Here is a 19,940-nt window from a genome sequence, read left to right as displayed (position 1 = left end):
TACTGTCATCTGGCGTGGCTAACGTGAATAGTGCGATAGCAGTACGTCATTAACATCAAGAAGAAAAGGGAGGTATCACATGAGCGACTATATTGAAGAGCTTATTGAGCTGCAGTTGCAGCAACGCGAAGACGATGTGGAAGACGCTGAAGAGATGTAATTCTCTTCATGCGTTTTCCCTTGATTGCCTGTAGTACCTGGTTTTATCGTTCGACTCCTTCTGATCTTTTACCCTCCCCAAGTAGTGCACGCCGATAGCTGCCCGGCGCTGATCCTGTCCAGCGTTTGAACGCGCGCTGAAATGCCTCCGGTGAAGAGAAGCCCAGCAAGAAGGTAATCTCGCCCAGTGCCAACTCCGTATCTCGTATATAGCTGACTGCTAGCTCGCGGCGAATATCGTCAATGATGTCCTGGAAGCGGGTGTGATCTTCCTGCTGCAATCGGCGGCGCAGTGTCCAGGATGGCAGGCCCAGTTGCTGTGCAACTTCCATGATGCCTGGCAGCCGCTGATGCAGCTGCGGCGCTACGATGCTTTCAACGCGCTCGCGTAGTCCACGTTGCCTTGTCAGTTCATGTAATCGCTGCTCACACAGCGTCAGCAGATGCTGATAATGACCAGGCGCACTTTGTACCGGTTGCAGTGCAAGGCTGCGTGGCTCCCACAGCAACTGATTGTGTGCTTGCGAAAACAGCACCGGGCATTGAAACAGTGCCTCGTAGCGTGCGGCGTAGGTGGGAGCAGGGAATTCGATGTGTACTTCACGCAGTTTTGCCTGGCCGCCTGTCATCTGGTTTGCGGTCTGGGCGCGTGATGCCAAGGCCGAGTCAACTACGAACAGGTTGAACATGTTGTAAGGCGCAATCGAATAGAAGCGCAGCGCCGGGGCGCAGAAGCTGGAATGGCCGCGGTAGTTTTGGCTGGTAAGTCGTTCGTACTTGACCATCACGTTGAAGGCGTCCTCCAGCGTGGGTGCGCACTGTGCCGTCATGCCAGCCAGACCCTGATGACTGAGCTGGCTTTGCGCTCCCATCAATAGGCCGATGGCCGGGTTTTGCGTATAGCGTATGGCCGCGTTACCCAGGCGCATAAAGCGCGCGATGCTGATCCGTGCGTGCGGTTCACTCAACAGCGTTTCAGTAATGCCAAAGCGCTCCAGTAGCGGGGTTGGGTCGAGCTGCAGTTGGGTAATAGCTGCGCGCAGACTGAGCAGATAGCTGACCGAAATATCGCCTAGTTTCATGATGGCAGCCCAAGGGGGGGTAAGAGCCCGAAGGCGCGAAAGAGAACAGTGTAATTCAGGGTTATAAATGTGTCACTTTGGGTGATTGAGCGCTGTTGGTCCTGAGCCTATTGTTTTGTCCATAACAGGCTCCGGGCAGGTACTCGAGAGTCGACCCTGATGAGATGCTGGAGAAAGCGATGACTGCACCTACACTGTATCCGAATTTGTTGGCCCCACTGGATCTGGGCTTTACCACGCTGCGCAATCGTACCCTGATGGGGTCGATGCATACCGGGCTGGAAGAGCGCCCCAATGGCTTCAACCGCATGGCCGCGTATTTTGCTGAACGCGCCAGGGGCGGCGTTGGCTTGATCGTAACCGGTGGTATTGGTCCGAACGAAGAAGGTTCGGTAGCCCAGGGCGCAGCGAAAATGAATACTGCGGAAGAAGCCGAGCAGCATAAGGTCGTGACCGCTGCTGTGCATGAAGCGGGCGGCAAGATCTGCATGCAGATTCTGCACGCAGGCCGCTATGCTTACGGTCCCAAGCAGGTTTCAGCCAGCGCAGTCCAGGCGCCGATTAATCCTTTTACCCCAAAGGAATTGGACGAAGCGGGCATCGAGAAGCAGATTGCCGATTTCGCCAATTGCGCGGCGCTGGCCAAGCAGGCCGGTTACGACGGTGTTGAAGTCATGGGGTCGGAAGGCTACTTCATCAACCAGTTTCTAGTCAGTCACGTCAACAAGCGGACCGATCGCTGGGGTGGCAGTTACGAAAATCGCATGCGTTTGCCGGTCGAGATCGTGCGTCGGGTGCGCGAGGCGACCGGTGATGACTTCATCATCATTTATCGCCTGTCGATGCTGGATCTGATTGAGGGCGGCAGCACCTGGGATGAGGTGGTCATGCTGGCCAAGGCTATCGAGAAGGCAGGTGCAACCATTATCAATACCGGTATCGGCTGGCACGAGGCGCGGATTCCCACCATCGCGACCAAGGTGCCGCGCGCGGCCTTTACCAAGGTGACGGCCAAGCTCAAGGGCGAGGTAAGCATTCCCCTAGTCACTACCAACCGTATCAATACCCCAGAAATTGCCGAGCAAGTGCTGGCCGAAGGTGATGCCGATATGGTGTCCATGGCGCGGCCCTTCCTGGCTGACCCGGATTTCGTCAATAAGGCGGCTGCAGGGCTGGCGGACGAAATAAACACCTGTATTGGCTGTAACCAGGCCTGTCTGGATCACACCTTTGGTGGCAAGCTCACCAGCTGTCTGGTCAACCCGCGTGCCTGCCATGAGACCGAGCTGAATTACATTCCCACTACGACGGTAAAGAACATCGCTGTTGTTGGCGCTGGCCCTGCGGGTTTGGCGGCAGCCACCGTTGCCGCCGAGCGCGGACACCAGGTAACCCTGTTCGATTCTGCCGATCAGATCGGCGGTCAGTTTAATATCGCCAAGCTGATTCCCGGTAAGGAAGAGTTCTACGAGACTCTGCGTTATTTCGGCAAAATGATTGATAAGACCGGCGTCGATCTGCAGCTGGGGCGCCGCGTCGCTGCGGCTGATCTGGCGGGCTTTGATGAGGTGATTTTGGCCACGGGCATCAAGCCGCGCACCCCGGATATCCCCGGTATTGATAACCCCAAGGTCATCAGCTATCTGGATGCGATTCAACAGCGCAAGCCGGTGGGTCAGAAGGTGGCGGTTATTGGCGCAGGCGGTATTGGTTTTGATGTCTCCGAATTCGTTACGCACCAGGGCGTCAGCCCGAGTCAGGATGTTGATCTGTTCTGGAAAGAGTGGGGGATTGATCCCACCATGCAGGCTCGCGGCGGTATTGCTGGTATTGATGCGCAGCCGCATGCGCCCGCGCGCGAGGTGTTTCTGTTGCAGCGCAAGAGCACCAAGGTCGGCAACGGGCTGGGCAAGACCACCGGCTGGATCCATCGCGCAGGGCTGAAGGCCAAGCAGGTGCAAATGCTCAATTCGGTGCAGTATCTGAAGATCGACGATGCTGGGCTGCATATCACCATTGGTGAAGCTGGTGAGCCCAAGGTGCTGCCGGTCGATACCATTATTATCTGTGCTGGTCAGGATCCGCTACGCGAGTTGCAAGCGGGCCTTGAGGCTCAGGGCAAACCCGTGCATCTGATTGGCGGCGCCGATGTGGCGGCTGAGCTTGATGCGAAGCGAGCCATTGATCAGGGCTCGCGTTTGGCGGCCGCGCTTTAAGCGCTGTGATCGTCAGGAGTTGATGGGTTGCTCCCGCTCCGCCGGCGGTTAGTTTGCCGCCGCGGAGCGCTCCATATATGCGCTACGCAGCGTAGCGCATGCTTTCCGGCCTTTCCTGTCTATACTGCCAACGGATGTTTGGCTGCTTGCCAATTGCATCACATACCGTTTTGAACCTTTTTCATACACTTGCTGCCTTACCCGGTAGGTTGGATGCATTTGCTTTAAAAAAGGCGCAAAGTATTGAGCACGGCAAGGAGACAGATGATGAGCAAACCAGCAAAGTCAGTGCTCACAGAGGCGGTGATGTTCTTTTCGGAACGTGGCATCTGCAAAGAGATGTTGTTTCCCGAGTTCGAAGCACTGCTGGATGGCCTCGTAGCGTCACCTGAATTCGAAGATGAAACGGTTGAGGCTGTATTCGTGCAGATCAACTCGCGGCTGCAGGTTCGTGCGGCGGTATTTTTCACCCTCGATTTCGATCTGGACGGCTACGTAAACCGCTTGTGGAATATGCCATTGCGACAACTGGCAGAGAAAGCTGATCGTGGTCCCGATATGGGCGGTGGGCCGATCCGCCTGGTCTGCCTTGGTTACAACAAACAGCCGAACTACCGGCCACTGCTCTGGAAGCCGGGTCAGCGCGCGGGCACCAACGACCTCGCTTTGGTCAAGGATGCGGTCACCCGTAATACCCTGGGTATTTTGGGTGATGATGAAGAAGCTATTGGTATTTTATCTCCCGAGCGTCTGCAGATGGCGGCGGAAGATACCTGGTACGGCAGCGGCGTTATCATTGATCCGGACAACACCACGCTGTTACCGATCGAGTCGACTGCACAGCACAGTGAAGATCTTGATGACATCATGGAGCGGCACGCGCTGGAAGTGCGTGAATACCAGCGCCAGATTGAGCTGTTGAATAACCGCTTGAAGGCGTTGACGCTGGAGAAGGACCAAGCGCTCGCTGAGCTCAAGGGCACGCACGCAGATCATCTGGAAATCGTGCAGGGCGAGTTGCTGGATATCAAGCAGGAGCTGGCACAGCAACAGAAGCTCAACGTTGCGCTCAAGCGCGACCTGGGCAAACTGCAGAGTCGTACCTCTACCGATATTGACTGATTACGCCGGCCAATCATCCGCCACGCAGATCAGTCGATCTGCATACAGCGGCTGATACCAGTCAGTTTCATCTACCCGAGCGAACATCACCGCTTGCTGCGCTCTAGCCTCGGCGAAGATGTGCCGCATCTGGCGTGGCTCCAGCACCGCGCTGGTGGTCGCGATCGATGGCGGCATCAGCCACTCCTTGTGCGGCAGCGCGATCCAGCGGCTCTGCGCATCCAGTAGTGTTTCCACCTGACCACGATGACACCATAGCTGTGCTCCGCTGCGTATAGTCTGACCGCAGGCAGGTGGCATCTGCTGCGCCGCAGATTGAAACAGATAACCTTGAAGCCAGGCTGCGGAGTAGTCGGGAAGCGGCAGCTCGGCAGGGTAGTGAGTGGGTTGCTGTGCTGCCAGCCGTTTGGCAAGAGGCAGTTGATGTTGGGTCAAACGCGCTAGCTTGCGCGCCAACTGATCGCTCGGGTCTGGTCCCCACCATAATGCCCCATCGCTGCACGAACGATCGGCACTGACCGGTTGCAGCTCTGGCCGGGCCATATAGAATTTGATCGCTAATTCCAGATGCACCAGTTCCCCGTTGGCGGCCTGTAGTATCAGGTCCAGCTCGCCTAGTGTTCGGCCCGCGTCGCGCAGTGCGATGTTGTGGGCCACAATATGAACGTCCGGAGCCAGCGTCAGCAGTGCATGCCAAAGGCGTTCATAATAGTTGCCCAGCCGACGGTCACGGGAATGGGGAAATAGCGCGGCCAGCTGCCCTGGCTCTGCATCCAGTTGCTGTAGTAGGTACACTAGCCGCCCAGGGTCTTTGCGCCAGAGTGAATCTTGCAGTGGATCGCGTAGCGGCAGTGTGCTGCCATCCATGAGCGGGGCAGTGAAGGCGGCCCAAGCCAGGTCGCGCACTATGTGATGGGTGAAATCCGGCAACATCAATAATCGGGTCCTGATTTGCCAGCACGTGGCCGGCTGCGGAATAATCGTAATACCAGCTGGCCGGGCAAAGCCTGAACGCAGCAGCGATGCCGTTTTTAGCGCAGTATGGGCAACGCAGATAATCGTCAACGACTTGCTGGGCGAGCGTTGTTGTCCGGCCAGTGTCCTTCATGTCCGGATATCTCACAAGCGAACATATATCGAGGTGGTATGGACCAGTTCCGCAATATCGGGCTAATCGGGCGACTCGGCAGTGGCCGTGTGGTGGATACCCTCAAGCGTCTGAAACGCTTTCTGCTGGACAATGGGCATACCGTGATTCTCGAAGACGCGGTGGCTGATCTGTTTCCCGGTCATCAACAACAGGTCTGCTCACGCAAGATGATGGGGGAAATCTGCGACCTGGTCATTGTAGTCGGCGGCGACGGCAGTTTATTGGGCGCTGCCCGCGCGCTCTGTCGGTACAATATTCCGGTGCTGGGCGTGAACCGTGGTGGCCTCGGCTTTCTAACGGATATTCCACCAGACGAGCTGGAGCACCGGGTTGGCGAGGTGCTGGCGGGCAAGTATATGGTCGAAACGCGCTTTTTGATGGATGCCTTTGTGCGCCGCGGCGAGGAGCAGCTGGGCACCAGTGAAGCGCTGAACGATGTGGTGCTGCACCCGGGCAAGTCGGCACGCATGATCGAGTTTGAGCTCTATGTTGATGGCCAGTTTGTCTACAGCCAGAAGTCGGATGGACTAATTGTCGCGACGCCGACGGGTTCAACCGCGTACTCATTATCCGCCGGCGGCCCCATCATGCATCCCAAGCTCGATGCCGTGGTGCTGGTGCCCATGTTCCCGCATACGCTTTCCAGTCGGCCGATAGTGGTGGATGGTAATAGCGAGCTGAAAATCATTATTTCCAAACAGAACGGTATTTACCCGCAGGTCAGCTGCGATGGTCAGGTACATATCTCCTGCGCGCCTGGCGACAGCATCACTATCCGCAAGAAGCCGCAGAAACTGCGATTGCTGCACCCGCTCGATCATAACTTCTACGCCATCTGTCGCAGCAAGCTGGGATGGTCTAGCCGACTGACGGAGCAGTGAGATGAGTGTCCTGGAGAGTGAACGTGGATACGACATCATCGGTGATGTGCATGGCTGCGCGCTAACGGTCGAGCGGCTGCTGGACCAGATGGGCTATCGAAAAAAAGCCGGTGTGTGGCAGCACGCTAACCGTCAGGCGTTGTTTCTGGGCGATATCATTGACCGTGGTCCGCGTATCCGCGAGGCGCTGCACCTGGTGCGCGATATGGTGGAGGCGGGCAGTGCTCGCTGCATTATGGGTAATCATGAGTTCAATGCGCTGTGTTGGGCAACGCCTGCACCGGCCGATAGCGGTCGCGCTTTTATGCGTGAGCACAATGAGCGTCATCACCGCTTGATTGGCGATACCCTGGATCAGTTCGCCGATTGGCCAGACGAATGGCAGGCGTTTCTCGACTGGTTTTATGAACTTCCGCTGTTTCTTGATTGTCATGAAATACGCCTGGTGCATGCCTGCTGGGATGATCGCTTGATCCAACCCTTTCGCGCGCAACATCCGGACGGCTGCATCGACCGCGACTTTCTGCTGGCGGCGGGGCAGTGGGGCAGTTTTGAGTCGCAGACGCTGGATCGCTTGCTGCGGGGCACCGATATGCGCCTGCCCGACGGCATTAGCATGACCGGCAAGGATGGCTTTACCCGCGCTTCCTTTCGCACCAAATACTGGGAGGAGTCGCCGCGCACCTATGGTGATGTAGTGTTTCAGCCCGATGCGCTGCCCGAAGAGGTGGCTGCGCTTGAGTTATCCGAGGAGCAGAAGACGGCGCTGCAGATCTATCGCCCGGAAGACCCGATTTTGTTTGTCGGTCACTATTGGCAGCAGGGTGCTCCACAGCCCATCAGGCCCAACCTGGCCTGCCTGGATTACAGCGCCGTAAAATACGGCAAGCTGGTTGCCTACCGCTGGGATGGTGAGCGACGCTTGAACCCGGATCATTTTGTCTGGGTCGATGTCCCCCAATACGCCTGAGGAATTCATGCAACGAGCTTTGAGTTGTCCGCTGGAAGAAGATCTGCGCCCGCTGATACGCTTTTTACGTAGCCGCGGCGTCGTGCATCGCGTGGCAGAAGAGAACGGCATGCAGGTGCTTTGGGTAGTGGATGAGCAGACCGCCGATATTGTTCGCTCGCTGCATCAGCGCGACTTGAGTGACATGACCCGTGAGCCTGACCGAGGCATTGTCGAAACCCCGACGAGCGCCTATTGGCGTCAATCCTATCGATTGATTCCAGTCACCTTGCTGGTGTTGCTGGTGACTGCCGTGGTGGCCGCCTTGACCGGCCTGGGCAGTAATCTGGATAACGTGGTGCTGCTGACCTATACGCCGCTGGAAGCCAGTGGCTATCTTGCACCGCAGCCTGATATGGCGCAGTGGTGGCGCCTGGTTACGCCGATCTTTATTCATTTTGGTTTCATGCATCTGGCGTTTAACGCGCTCTGGTACTGGGAGTTGGGCCGCCGTATTGAAATGCGCTCAGGTGGCTTATGGCTGCTCGGGCTGACGCTGCTCATTGGTGTCATTTCCAATACCGCACAATGGTGGTGGAGTGGCACCAGTGGCTTGTTCGGCGGCTTGTCAGGCGTGCTCTATGGTCTGCTGGGTTATTGCTGGCTGTATCAGTTGATTGCGCCGAATGCGCATTTCGCGCTGCCCAAGGGCGTGGTTATCATGATGTTGGCGTGGCTCGCGCTCTGTATGTCCGGCCTGGTCAGTTTGCTGGGGTTTGGTGCCATCGCCAATGCTGCCCATGTCAGCGGGCTGCTGGTCGGCTGTCTGTTCGGTAGTATTGCCGGGGCGCTGCAGCGCCGCCTGTGACGCGTTACAATACCCCACTATTTTCCATGCTTAGCCGGAGTCCTGATGACCTCTTTCATCGATATGTTGCGTAACATCACCCCGGATGTATACCAAGCGCTCAAGCTTGCTGTCGAGATCGGTAAATGGCCTGATGGCCGTAAGCTGACGCGAGAGCAGAAAGAGTTATCGCTGCAGGCGATGATTGCCTGGGAGCAGGATAACCTGCCGGAAGAGGAGCGTACGGGTTACATGGGCCCGCAAGCGTGTAAATCGGCTGAGAAAGAGGTGCCTAACATCCTCTTTTCTACCGGTTCGGAAACGCTGCACTGATGTTGCTCGCAGACATGCAGGGCAGTGTGCGCAAGATGCTGGGTGAGCTGTCGGATGCCGCCAGCCCGGTACAATATCAGTTGCCGATTGGCGAGGAACGCGTTGCGCTGAACGCCGCTATTGGCAAGCAGGTAAGTCTGCAGGCCCTGGGCGTTATCAACTGCGTACATTGCGGCAGAAAAACCAAGAAGAGCTTTAATCAGGGCTACTGTTACCCCTGCTTCACCAAGCTGGCGCAATGTGACTCATGCATCATGAGTCCGGAAAAATGCCATTATCATCTTGGCACCTGCCGCGAGCCGGCCTGGGGTGAACAGTTCTGCATGACTGATCATGTGGTCTATCTGGCTAACTCATCCGGCCTTAAGGTGGGCATTACCCGGGCGACGCAGATTCCTACCCGCTGGATCGATCAGGGTGCCAGTCAGGCGCTGCCGATTCTGCGTGTGGCTACACGTCAGCAGTCAGGTCTGGTTGAAGATCTGCTGCGTCAGCATGTGGCAGACAAAACCAATTGGCGTGCCTTGCTGCGCGGTGAGCCGGAACAGTTGGATATGATCGCCGAGCGCGATCGATTGCTGGCGCTGGCGGGCGAGGGTATTGCAGCCCTGCAGGCGCAATTTGGCTTGCAGGCCATTCAGCCCATCACCGGAGTCGAGCCGCTGCAGATTCGTTATCCGGTTGAGCAGTACGTTGCCAAGCCGCAGTCAGCCAATCTCGATAAGGTCCCGTTGCTTGAAGGCACACTTATGGGCATCAAGGGCCAATACCTGCTGCTCGACACAGCGGTGATCAATATTCGTAAATACACCGCCTATCAGCTGGCATTCAGCATCAGCTGATAGCGCTATTCAAAGCCCGCTGCTGGATAAGCAGCGGACATCTCCTCACTTGCCGGCTAACGCCGGAAAGGGGCACTGCATGCGTACCGAACAACCCAAGACTATTTATCTCAAGGATTATCAGCAGCCCGATTACTGGATCGATGAGACCCACCTGACCTTCGATCTGTTTGAGGATCATGCGCTGGTGCATAGCCGCCTGAGTATGCGTCTGAATGCGGACAAGACAAGCACCGATAAACAGCCGCCGCTAGTGCTGGATGGCCAGTTGCTTGAGCTGATCAAGGTCGAGCTGGATGACAAAGTCCTCAGTGCAGCGGATTATCAGATTGATGATGACAGCCTGACGCTGCAGCCTGGCGCCGCCAGCTTTGAATTGGCTATCACCACGCGCATTGAGCCGCAGAACAACACGGCGCTGGAGGGGCTGTACAAGTCTGGCACCATGTTTTGCACCCAATGCGAGGCGGAAGGCTTCCGCAAGATTACCTACTACCTCGACCGTCCGGATGTGATGAGCCGCTTTACCACGACGGTGATTGCCGAGCGTGAGCGCTATCCAGTGCTGTTGTCCAACGGCAACCCGATAGCCTCCTCCGGTGATCATGAAAACGGTCGCCACTGGGTTAGTTGGGAAGACCCCTTCCCCAAACCGGCCTATCTGTTTGCGCTGGTGGCGGGTGATCTCTGCTTGCTACAGGACAGTTTTGTCACCATGAGCGGCCGCGAAATCGATCTGCGTATTTACGTTGAAGCGGAAAATCGCGAGCAGTGCGATCATGCCATGGATAGCCTCAAGCGCTCCATGCGCTGGGATGAAGAGACCTATGGCCGGGAATACGACCTGGATATCTTCATGATCGTGGCAGTCAACGATTTCAACATGGGCGCCATGGAAAACAAGGGCTTGAACGTCTTCAATTCAAGCTGTGTGCTGGCGCAGCAGGATACCGCGACCGATTTGGCCTTTCAGCGGGTAGAAGCGGTGGTCGCGCACGAGTATTTCCATAACTGGTCGGGCAACCGGGTTACCTGCCGCGACTGGTTTCAGCTATCGCTGAAAGAAGGCTTTACCGTATTCCGTGATTCCGAGTTCTCCGGCGACATGAACTCACACACCGTCAAACGCATTGAAGATGTCACCTTCTTGCGCGCCAATCAGTTTGCCGAAGACGCGGGCCCTATGGCTCATCCGGTTCGCCCTGACTCCTTTATTGAAATCTCCAACTTTTACACCTTGACGGTGTATGAGAAGGGCGCTGAAGTGGTGCGCATGCTGCACACGCTCTTGGGGGCAGAAGGTTTCCGCAAGGGCACCGATCTGTACTTTGAGCGCCATGATGGTCAGGCCGTGACCTGCGATGACTTTGTCAAAGCCCTGGAAGACGCTAACGGTGCTGATTTCAGCCAGTTTAAACGTTGGTACAGTCAGGCGGGCACACCACGCCTGGAGGCGGCTAGCCACTACGATGCAACCAAGCGTGAATATCGTCTGAGCTTCCGCCAGCACTGCCCGGCGACGCCGGGTCAGAGTGAGAAGTTGCCGCAGGTGATTCCGGTCCGGATGGCGCTGCTCAATACGCAAGGGCAGGAGATGGCGCTGCAGCTAGCGGGCGAAAGCCAGTCGCGGGGTTACGAGACCGTGCTGTCGATTACCGAGGCGGAACAGGAATTTGTGTTCAGTAATATTGATCAGCAGCCGTTGCCGTCGCTGCTACGCGGCTTTTCCGCGCCTGTTAAGTTGAGCTATCCCTACAGTCGGGATGATCGTGTCTTCCTGGCCAAGCACGATCCAGATGGTTTCAATCGCTGGGAGGCTGCTCAGGGCCTGGCGGTTGATGTGTTGCAGGGGCTGGTAGAGATTCATCGCACGGGTCGTCCGCTGCACCTTGATCAGCGTCTGGCTGAGGTCTATCGCACGGTATTGGCCGATACCTCGCTGGATGCTGCGATGGTGGCAGAGATTATTCGCTTGCCATCAGAAGCATACTTGGTAGAGCTAGCAGAGACAGCGCACGTTGAGGCGATTCACTTTGCTCGCGAGTGGCTGCGTGCTGAGCTGGCGCGCGCACTGAAGAGCGAAATTCAGCAGCGTTTCGACGCGCTGCCTACTGCCGAGACGTACAGTGCTGACGCTGCTTCCATGGCGGCGCGCAGCCTGAAAAATACGCTGCTTGGCTATCTGATGCTGACCGAAGATCCGGCAATTATGCACGTTTGCGTGCGGCAGTTCGTTGAAGCCAACAACATGACTGACCGTCAGGCGGCGCTGGTCGCGCTGGTCAACTCGCCTTTTGATGAGCAGCGCAAGGCGGCATTGGACACCTTTGCCGAACGTTGGGCTGCCTATCCGCTGGTGATGGATCAGTGGTTCAGTATTCAGGCCGGTAGCACCTTGTCCGGCGGTTTGGCGCGGGTAGAAGAGCTAATGCAGCATCCGCTCTTTACCCTGCGTAACCCTAACAAGGTTCGCGCGGTGATTGGCGCCTTTGCGAATCAGAACCTGGTTAACTTCCACCAAGCTGACGGTGCCGGTTATCGCTTCCTGGCTGACCGCATCATCGAGCTGGACCGCCTCAACCCGCAGATTGCGGCGCGTCTGGTGACGCCGCTGAGCCGCTGGCGCAAGTTCGCCGAAGATCGTCAGCAGCTCATGCAGCAGGAATTGGCCCGCGTCCTGGCGACCGAGCAGCTGTCGCCTGATGTCTATGAAGTCGTGAGCAAGTCACTCGCCTGAGCGCCACTACTGGCAGAATGCCCCCCGGATAGAGCCGGGGGGCTTGAGTTAAGCTCCGATAAATGAGTTACTTCGTATGCGCAAGGACAATATTTTAATAAAAAATTACCAAGAGGTATTTGTGCAGTCCGTCGTAGGCCTCTAATATGCCTTGTCCGCTGGAGCGATAGCTGAATATGACACTGTCTCTCAGCTCTCCAAGCATGGCGAGATCTGTTCATCGTTCCCTTGCGGAGCAGTGCACCTATATAAAAACAAAGAGGGGTGGTGTATGCGTAAGCCTGTCAATTGGCGCGCTCCATTCATGGTCCGGGCGAACTCGCTTCAACCGACCAGCAAGCAAAATTTTCCTTTTCGTTCAGTATTCTCGACGCTGGCATTGTCTGTTGCCGTAGCGAGCTTTGCCGCGCCCGGCGTTAGCCTGGCCGAAGCTGCTGAAGATATTAAGCCCGCGGTTGAGTCTGAACTGTCTGCTTCCGACCTGCTGCTCGATGCGGCCAAGGCCGGTGAGCGTCTGGTAGCGGTGGGTAGCCGTGGACACATCGTTTATTCCGATGATCAGGGTGGCAGCTGGAAACAGGCCGCTGTGCCGGTGCGTCAGCTGTTGACTGCGGTCTTCTTTGTCGACGACAAGAGCGGCTGGGCAGTAGGACATGACTCGTTGATCCTGCATACCGCTGATGGTGGTGCGACTTGGGCAATGCAGTATCGTGATCCCGAGCTGGACGTGCCAGTTGATCCTGACGGCCCCAGTCTGCTTGAGCGGCCGCTGATGGACGTCTGGTTTCGTGATGCCCAAACCGGTTTCGCCGTGGGTGCCTATGGCATCTTCCTGCGCACCGATGACGGTGGCGAGAACTGGGAAGACGTAAGCGATGTGGTGGATAACCCCGATGGCTTCCATTACAACTCGATCGCTGAAGTTAAAGGTGCCGGCCTGTTTCTCGCTGGCGAGATGGGCACCATGTACCGCTCTGCCGATTATGGTGATACCTGGGAAACCTTGACCGATAGCCCCTATGACGGCTCATGGTTTGGTGTTTCCGGTACCAATCAGAACAATGTCGTTTTGGTATGGGGTCTGCGTGGCAACATGTTCCGCTCAGCCGACTTTGGTGACAGCTGGGATCAAGTGGTACTCAAGACTCAAAACAACAATACGCTGGGCGCAACTCTGCTGGGTGGGAGTGTTTCCGAGAGCGGTGAGTTGGCCGTGGTAGGGGCTGGTGGTGTGGTGGTTATCAGCCATGATGACGGTAAAACCTTCAGTGTCTCCACCCGTCCTGATCGAATCGCCCTGGCGTCTGCCAAGGTGCTGGAAAACGGTCAGATCTTGCTTGTAGGCCAGCACGGCGTTTCTACTGCCGCGGCTAACGGTCTCAAAGTCAACTAATAATAACTACAAGCCAGGAGAATCTGGATGTCCCGCGACGAGGAAAACGCAACTTTCATGGAACGGTTGGTCTTTAATAACCGCCTGATGGTTGTAGCGCTGTTCTCTATTATTACCGTGTTTCTTGGCTATCAGGCGCTGCAGGTTCGCCCTGATACTAGTTTCGGCAAGATGATTCCGCTGGAACACCCCTATATCGTCAACATGCTCGAGCACCAGAACGATCTGGCCAACCTCGGCAACTCGATTCGTATCGCGGTGGCGATTGAGGATGGCGACATCTTCAGCACCGAATACATGGAAACTCTCAAGCAGATCAACGATGAGGTGTTCTTCCTGCCGGGTGTTGATCGCTCCAACCTGCGCTCTCTGTGGACGCCCAACGTGCGCTGGACGGAGGTCACCGAGTACGGTTTTGATGGTGGCCCGGTAACCAACCATCCGTCCTACACCAATGAAGAGGATCTGGACGAGCTGCGCGGTAACGTGCTCAAGTCCGGTGAAATTGGGCGCCTGGTAGCGAACAACTTCAAGTCCAGCATCATTGAGGTGCCGCTGCAGGAGTTCTACCCGAATCCGGAGAACCAGAGCGAGCTGCTGCGTTTGGACTACAAGGAGTTCTCCCATCAGCTGGAAGAGAAGATTCGCGATCGCTTCCAGTCAGAGAACCCCAACATCAAGATCCATATCGTCGGCTTCGCCAAGAAGGTCGGTGATTTGATCGATGGTTTGATGGGCGTGGTAGCCTTCTTCGGTATCGCTTTCATCATTACCTTTGTTCTGCTGTACATGTTTACCTGGTGTATCCGCAGTACCGTATCGGTATTGATGACCACCGTTATCGCGGTGATCTGGCAGCTAGGCCTGATCAATCTGGTCGGCTTCGGTCTTGACCCCTACTCGATGCTGGTACCTTTCCTGATCTTTGCCATCGGTATTTCCCACGGGGTGCAGAAGATCAACGGTATCGCCTTGCAATCGGGTGAGGCCGATAACGCGCTAACAGCCGCGCGGCGTACGTTCCGCCAGTTGTTCCTGCCAGGCATGATTGCGATTCTGGCCGACGCGGTAGGCTTTATCACGCTGCTGGTTATTGATATCGGTGTGATCCACGAGCTGGCTATCGGTGCGTCTATCGGTGTGGCAGTAATTGTGTTTACTAACCTGATCATGTTGCCAGTGACCATTTCTTATCTGGGTATCAGTAAGAAAGCGGTTGAGCGCAGTAAGCGTGATGCGGTACGTGAACATCCGTTCTGGCGCGCGATCTCTTATGTGGCGCACCCAAGCTTTGCGCCCTGGATTGTGATTGTTGCTCTGGTGGGCGGCGTATCCTGCTTCATCTATCAGGAGCACAACATCAAGGTCGGCGACCTGGATGCCGGTGCGCCTGAGTTGCGGCCTGATTCACGCTACAACCTGGATAATGATTTCATCATCCAGAACTACACCACCAGCTCTGACATTCTTGTAGTCATGGTCAGTACGCCGCCTGAGCAGTGCTCTGCCTATGAGACTCTGGAGGCGATCGACCAGTTGCAATGGCGCATGGCTAACCTGGAAGGTGTGCAGTCAGCGGTATCGCTGGTGACTGTTGCCAAGCAGGTAATCATGGGGTCCAACGAGGGCAACCTGAAGTGGCAGGGCCTGTCGCGTAACCAGGATATCCTGAATAACGCGATCAGCCGCGCGCCAACAGGTATGTTCAACGCGAGCTGTTCGTTGGCGCCGGTCATGGTCTTCCTGGATGATCATAAGGCCGATACGCTGACCCGCGCTACGGATGAGATCAAAGCCTTTGCTGCCGAGTACAACACCGATGACATGGTCTTCAAACTGGCTGCAGGTAACGCTGGTATTGAAGCCGCTACCAACGAGATCATTTCCAGCTCCGAGCTGCTGATCCTGGTGCTGGTGTATATCTGGGTAGGCGTTATGTGCATGATCACCTTCCGTTCTTTCCCGGCGACCATCTGTATCGTATTGCCGCTGGTACTGACCTCGGTAATGGGTAACGCGTTGATGGCCTTCCTGGGCATTGGTATGAAGGTGGCAACGCTGCCGGTGATTGCTCTGGGTGTGGGTGTCGGTGTTGACTACGGTATCTACATCTACAGCCGCCTGGAGAGTTTCCTGCGCGCTGGCATGCCACTGCAGGAAGCCTACTATGAGACGCTGCGCTCTACTGGTAAGGCGGTTCTCTTTACCGGTCTGTGCCTGGCCATCGGGGTAGCAACCTGGATCTTCTCTGCCATCAAGTTCCAGGCGGATATGGGTCTGATGCTGACCTTCATGTTCCTGGTTAACATGATTGGAGCCATGCTGTTGTTGCCTGCTCTGGCGCGCTTCCTGATCAATCCCGAGAAGGTTCGCAACTCCAAGGGCAGCAAGATGAGTCACTGATAGTCTGCTTGTTGTAGAAAAAACCCGCCCTGACAGGCGGGTTTTTTTATGGGTGGAATTTTAGCTTGTTATAGGAATTGTTACTTGATATTGCGGTTAAAGTCGCCGAACTGTTATCAATATGCTGATTAACAAAAGATAACCACGACCCGTTGGCGAGGTGGCCCTGTCCTCGTTAGTATTGTTGATTCCGTCTAGTTGGCGGCTTCTGACAACAATAAAGGGGAATGGCGTATGCGTGAGCGCATCGAAGGGCGCACTCAATCTACAGTCCAGGCAGTTTGCCCGAATTCAGGTATGACACTCCGCAAACACCTTATCGGCCAGCGGGCGCTGCGAGCGTTGGGCTTTACAGCCGCGCTCTTGCTCCCGACAGGCGCGGTACTGGCCCAGGACCCGCAGCCGATTGCCGAGGCGCCACAAGCCGCCATCATGTCTGATCTGGCCAGCAAGACGCTGTTGCTGGATGTGGTCACTGCTGGCGACCGTTTGGTGGCTGTGGGCAGCCGTGGACATATTGTCTATTCCGATGATCAAGGTGAAAGCTGGACACAGGCTGAGGTGCCAGTGCGCCAGGTGCTGACGTCTGTCTACTTTGTCGATGAGCAGAACGGCTGGGCCGTAGGGCATGACTCGCTCGTATTGCACAGCACAGACGCTGGCCAAACCTGGGCGCTGCAATATCGTGACCCTGCATTGGATAAGCCTAGAGACCCTGAGGGCCCTGGCCTGCTTGAACGACCTTTGATGGACGTCTGGTTCCGTGATACCCAGACCGGTTTTGCTGTTGGTGCCTATGGCATCTTCCTGCGTACCGATGACGGCGGAGCTACCTGGGTGGACCGCAGCGATAACGTAGACAACGAATATGGCATGCATTACAACGCCATTGCGCCGGTACATAACGCTGGCCTGTTTATGGTTGGCGAGATGGGCAGCATGTATCGCTCATCCGATTACGGCGATACCTGGGAAACCCTGGATAGTTCGCCCTACGATGGCACCTGGTTTGGTGTTTCCGGCACCGGTCAGACCGGTCAACTCCTGGTCTGGGGCTTACGCGGTAACCTCTATCGCTCCGCGAACTTTGGTTATACCTGGGAGCCAGTGAAGTTTGACGGTCGTGCACCTCAGGCTACCTTGCTGGGCGGCAATCTGTCGGCTGATGGTCGTCTGGCGATCGTCGGTGCCGGCGGGGTAGTGCTTACCAGTGATGATCATGGCCACACCTTTGCTGCCAATACGCGTGCTGATCGGGTCGCGCTGGCAACCGCCAAGCGGCTGGCCGACGGTCATCTGCTCCTGGTTGGGCAGCACGGCGTAGTCAGAGCATCAGCCAACGGTCTTAAAGACGCACAACAATAAGTTCTGCCTGGAGAATATGGATGTCTAAGCACCATCAGGAGACCGCCCCTTTTGTGGAGCGGCTGATTTTCAATAATCGGATTGCAGTACTGCTGATCTTTGCACTGCTTACGGTGTTTTTTGGCTATCAGGCGGCCCAGGTCAAGCCCGATACCAGCTTCGAGAAGATGATTCCGCTCAAGCACCCCTACATCGTCAATATGATCGAGCATGAAAATGATCTGCCAAACCTGGGTAACTCCATCCGTATTGCGGTGGAGATCGAGGATGGCGACATTTTTTCCACCGAGTATATGGAAGCACTCAAGCGTATTAACGATGAGGTGTTCTTTCTACCCGGGGTAGATCGTTCCAATCTGCGCTCGCTATGGACGCCAAACGTACGCTGGACCGAGGTGACCGAGTACGGCTTTGATGGCGGTCCGGTGGCCAATCGGCCGTCGTACACCAGTGAAGCCGATCTCGATGAGCTTCGGGCTAACGTGCTCAAGTCGGGTGAGATTGGCCGACTGGTCGCCAATAACTTCAAGTCGACCATCATCGATGTGCCGCTGCAGGAGGCCTATCCCAATCCTGATAATCAGAGTGAACTGATTCAGCTCGATTACGGTGATTTTTCGCGTCAGCTGGAGGATAAAATCCGTCAGCACTTCGAGGCTGAGAATCCCAATATCAAGGTGCATATCGTCGGTTTCGCCAAGAAAGTGGGTGATCTGATTGAAGGTATTCTCAAGGTCGTCATGTTCTTTGGCGCGGCGCTGCTGATCACCTTTGTATTACTGCTGATGTTCACTCGCTGCATCAAGAGCTCGCTGACCACTCTGGTGTGCTCCGTCATCGCGGTTGTCTGGCAGCTTGGTTTGCTGCGCACCCTGGGTTTTGGCCTTGATCCGTACTCGATCCTGGTGCCATTTTTGGTGTTTGCCATCGGTATTTCCCACGGGGTACAGATCATCAATGGCATGGCTATTGAGTACCCGACCTCGCAGGGCAGTTACGATGCTGCGCGCCGCGCGTTCCGTTCTTTGTATATTCCGGGCATCGTGGCACTGATATCGGATGCGGTGGGTTTTGTAACCCTGCTGCTGATCGAAATCGAAGTGATTCGTGAGCTGGGGATTGCCGCGTCTATTGGTGTGGGTGTGATCATCCTGACCAACCTGATGCTGCTGCCGATTCTGATGTCTTACATCGGTATCAGCAAAGGCGCAGTCGAGCGTAATCGTGTTCGTGCGTCACAGCCGCAGAAGCTCTGGCTGGCAGTAGCGCGATTTGCTCATCCGACGGTGGCACCGATTTCCATCCTGCTGGCGATTGCGGCCTTTGCCTTTGGTATTTATCACGGCAAGAACGTCGCCATCGGTGATCTTGATCCGGGTGCGCCTGAGCTGCGTGCAGATTCGCGCTATAACCTCGACAACAAGTTCATCATCGACAACTACTCGACCAGCTCGGACATTCTGGTTGTCATGGTTAAAACGCCACCTGAGATGTGCTCGGCGCATACCACGATGGAAGCCATTGATCAGCTTGAATGGAAGATGAATAACCTGGATGGCGTGCAATCGGCGGTGTCGCTGGTAACGGTAGCCAAGCAGGTGATCATGGGTAACAACGAGGGCAACCTGAAATGGCAGGGGCTGTCGCGTAACCAGGACAACCTGAATAACGCTATCAGCCGTGCACCTTCGGGCATGTTCAACGCTGAATGCTCGCTGGCTCCGGTCATGATCTTTTTGGATGATCACAAGGCTCAGACTTTGAGTCGTGCCACTGCGGCGGTGGAAGCCTTTGCCGAGGAGTACAACACCGACAACCTGGAATTCAAACTGGCTGCGGGTAATGCTGGTATTGAAGCGGCCACCAACGTTGTGATCGAGGCCTCACAGACCAAGATGCTGCTCACCGTTTATGCGGTGGTGATCTTTATGTGTCTGGTGACCTTCCGTTCGATCCGCGCGGTGCTCTGTATCATTATTCCTCTGGCTCTGACCTCGGTTCTGGCGAATGCGCTGATGGCGTTCCTGGGTATTGGCGTCAAGGTGGCCACCTTGCCGGTTATTGCTCTGGGTGTGGGTATTGGGGTGGACTACGGTATTTATATCTACAGTCGCCTGGAAACCTACCTGCGTCAGGGGTTGCCTTTGCAGGAAGCTTATTATGAAACCCTGAAAACCACGGGTAAGGCGGTTACCTTTACCGGCTTCACCCTGGCGATCGGTGTCGCCACCTGGATCTTCTCGGCCATCAAGTTCCAGGCCGACATGGGGATCCTGCTGACCTTTATGTTCCTTTGGAACATGTTTGGTGCGCTCTGGTTGTTGCCAGCACTGGCACGCTTCCTTATCCGTCCGGATAAGTTGCGTAACTAGGACTGCAACTGAACAGCAAAAAGGCGCCTTCGGGCGCCTTTTTGCTGTGTTGTTTTCGACTGAACACTAGCCTGCTACGCGGACTCTTG

Annotated in this window: 14 protein-coding genes; 12 read left to right on the top strand and 2 right to left on the bottom strand. The window is 56.0% G+C overall.

Going from position 1 to position 19,940, the window contains the following annotated elements; all coding sequences use genetic code 11:
* Window positions 1-203: 203 nt before the first annotated feature.
* The gene (locus EF096_RS07250; RefSeq protein WP_123888965.1) at window positions 204-1,241 is read right to left on the bottom strand and encodes an AraC family transcriptional regulator; all 1,038 of its coding nucleotides are present in this window, start codon (window positions 1,239-1,241) and stop codon (window positions 204-206) included.
* Window positions 1,242-1,420: 179 nt separating this feature from the next.
* On the opposite strand from EF096_RS07250, the gene EF096_RS07245 reads away from it, so the two are divergent.
* Window positions 1,421-3,457, top strand: a complete 2,037-nt coding sequence (locus EF096_RS07245) for an NADPH-dependent 2,4-dienoyl-CoA reductase (protein ID WP_123888964.1) — start codon at window positions 1,421-1,423, stop codon at window positions 3,455-3,457.
* Between the two features lie 267 nt (window positions 3,458-3,724).
* Window positions 3,725-4,579 (top strand): hypothetical protein, encoded by an 855-nt coding sequence (locus EF096_RS07240; RefSeq protein ID WP_123888963.1) that lies wholly within the window; start codon window positions 3,725-3,727, stop codon window positions 4,577-4,579.
* On the opposite strand, the gene EF096_RS07235 is transcribed toward EF096_RS07240, so the two are convergent.
* Window positions 4,580-5,512, bottom strand: coding sequence for a DUF1853 family protein (locus EF096_RS07235; protein ID WP_123888962.1), 933 nt, complete (start codon window positions 5,510-5,512; stop codon window positions 4,580-4,582).
* Between the two features lie 213 nt (window positions 5,513-5,725).
* Here EF096_RS07235 and EF096_RS07230 point away from each other — a divergent pair, with 213 nt between their 5' ends.
* The 10 genes from EF096_RS07230 (at window position 5,726) to EF096_RS07185 (ending at window position 19,851) form a co-directional block, all read left to right on the top strand.
* Complete coding sequence (locus EF096_RS07230) at window positions 5,726-6,610, top strand: NAD(+) kinase (protein WP_123888961.1); 885 nt, start codon at window positions 5,726-5,728, stop codon at window positions 6,608-6,610.
* Between the two features lies 1 nt (window position 6,611).
* Window positions 6,612-7,580, top strand: coding sequence for a metallophosphoesterase (locus EF096_RS07225; RefSeq protein WP_123888960.1), 969 nt, complete (start codon window positions 6,612-6,614; stop codon window positions 7,578-7,580).
* A 7-nt stretch (window positions 7,581-7,587) separates the two neighbouring features.
* Window positions 7,588-8,427, top strand: coding sequence for a rhomboid family intramembrane serine protease (locus EF096_RS07220; protein WP_123888959.1), 840 nt, complete (start codon window positions 7,588-7,590; stop codon window positions 8,425-8,427).
* Window positions 8,428-8,472: 45 nt separating this feature from the next.
* On the top strand, window positions 8,473-8,739 hold the full coding sequence (locus tag EF096_RS07215; RefSeq protein WP_123888958.1) for a YeaC family protein: 267 nt from the start codon (window positions 8,473-8,475) through the stop codon (window positions 8,737-8,739).
* A complete protein-coding gene (locus EF096_RS07210) occupies window positions 8,739-9,581 on the top strand; it encodes a DUF2797 domain-containing protein (RefSeq protein WP_372237864.1) in 843 nt (280 codons plus the stop codon). The genes EF096_RS07215 and EF096_RS07210 overlap by 1 nt, the downstream gene beginning before the upstream one ends.
* A 79-nt stretch (window positions 9,582-9,660) precedes the next feature.
* On the top strand, window positions 9,661-12,318 hold the full coding sequence (gene pepN, locus EF096_RS07205; RefSeq protein WP_123888957.1) for an aminopeptidase N: 2,658 nt from the start codon (window positions 9,661-9,663) through the stop codon (window positions 12,316-12,318).
* Between the two features lie 271 nt (window positions 12,319-12,589).
* Entirely contained in the window at window positions 12,590-13,711 is a 1,122-nt protein-coding gene (locus EF096_RS07200; protein WP_123888956.1) for a WD40/YVTN/BNR-like repeat-containing protein, read from the top strand.
* Between the two features lie 27 nt (window positions 13,712-13,738).
* Window positions 13,739-16,114, top strand: a complete 2,376-nt coding sequence (locus tag EF096_RS07195; protein WP_123888955.1) for an efflux RND transporter permease subunit — start codon at window positions 13,739-13,741, stop codon at window positions 16,112-16,114.
* A gap of 297 nt (window positions 16,115-16,411) precedes the next feature.
* Complete coding sequence (locus EF096_RS07190; protein ID WP_235869656.1) at window positions 16,412-17,479, top strand: WD40/YVTN/BNR-like repeat-containing protein; 1,068 nt, start codon at window positions 16,412-16,414, stop codon at window positions 17,477-17,479.
* Window positions 17,480-17,499: 20 nt separating this feature from the next.
* Window positions 17,500-19,851, top strand: a complete 2,352-nt coding sequence (locus EF096_RS07185) for an efflux RND transporter permease subunit (protein ID WP_123888953.1) — start codon at window positions 17,500-17,502, stop codon at window positions 19,849-19,851.
* Window positions 19,852-19,940 lie beyond the last annotated feature (89 nt).

The sequence above is a fragment of the Pseudomonas neustonica genome (genome assembly GCF_003797945.1).
GTDB lineage: Bacteria > Pseudomonadota > Gammaproteobacteria > Pseudomonadales > Pseudomonadaceae > Halopseudomonas > Halopseudomonas neustonica.
This window is presented reverse-complemented; position numbering and strand designations above follow the sequence as displayed.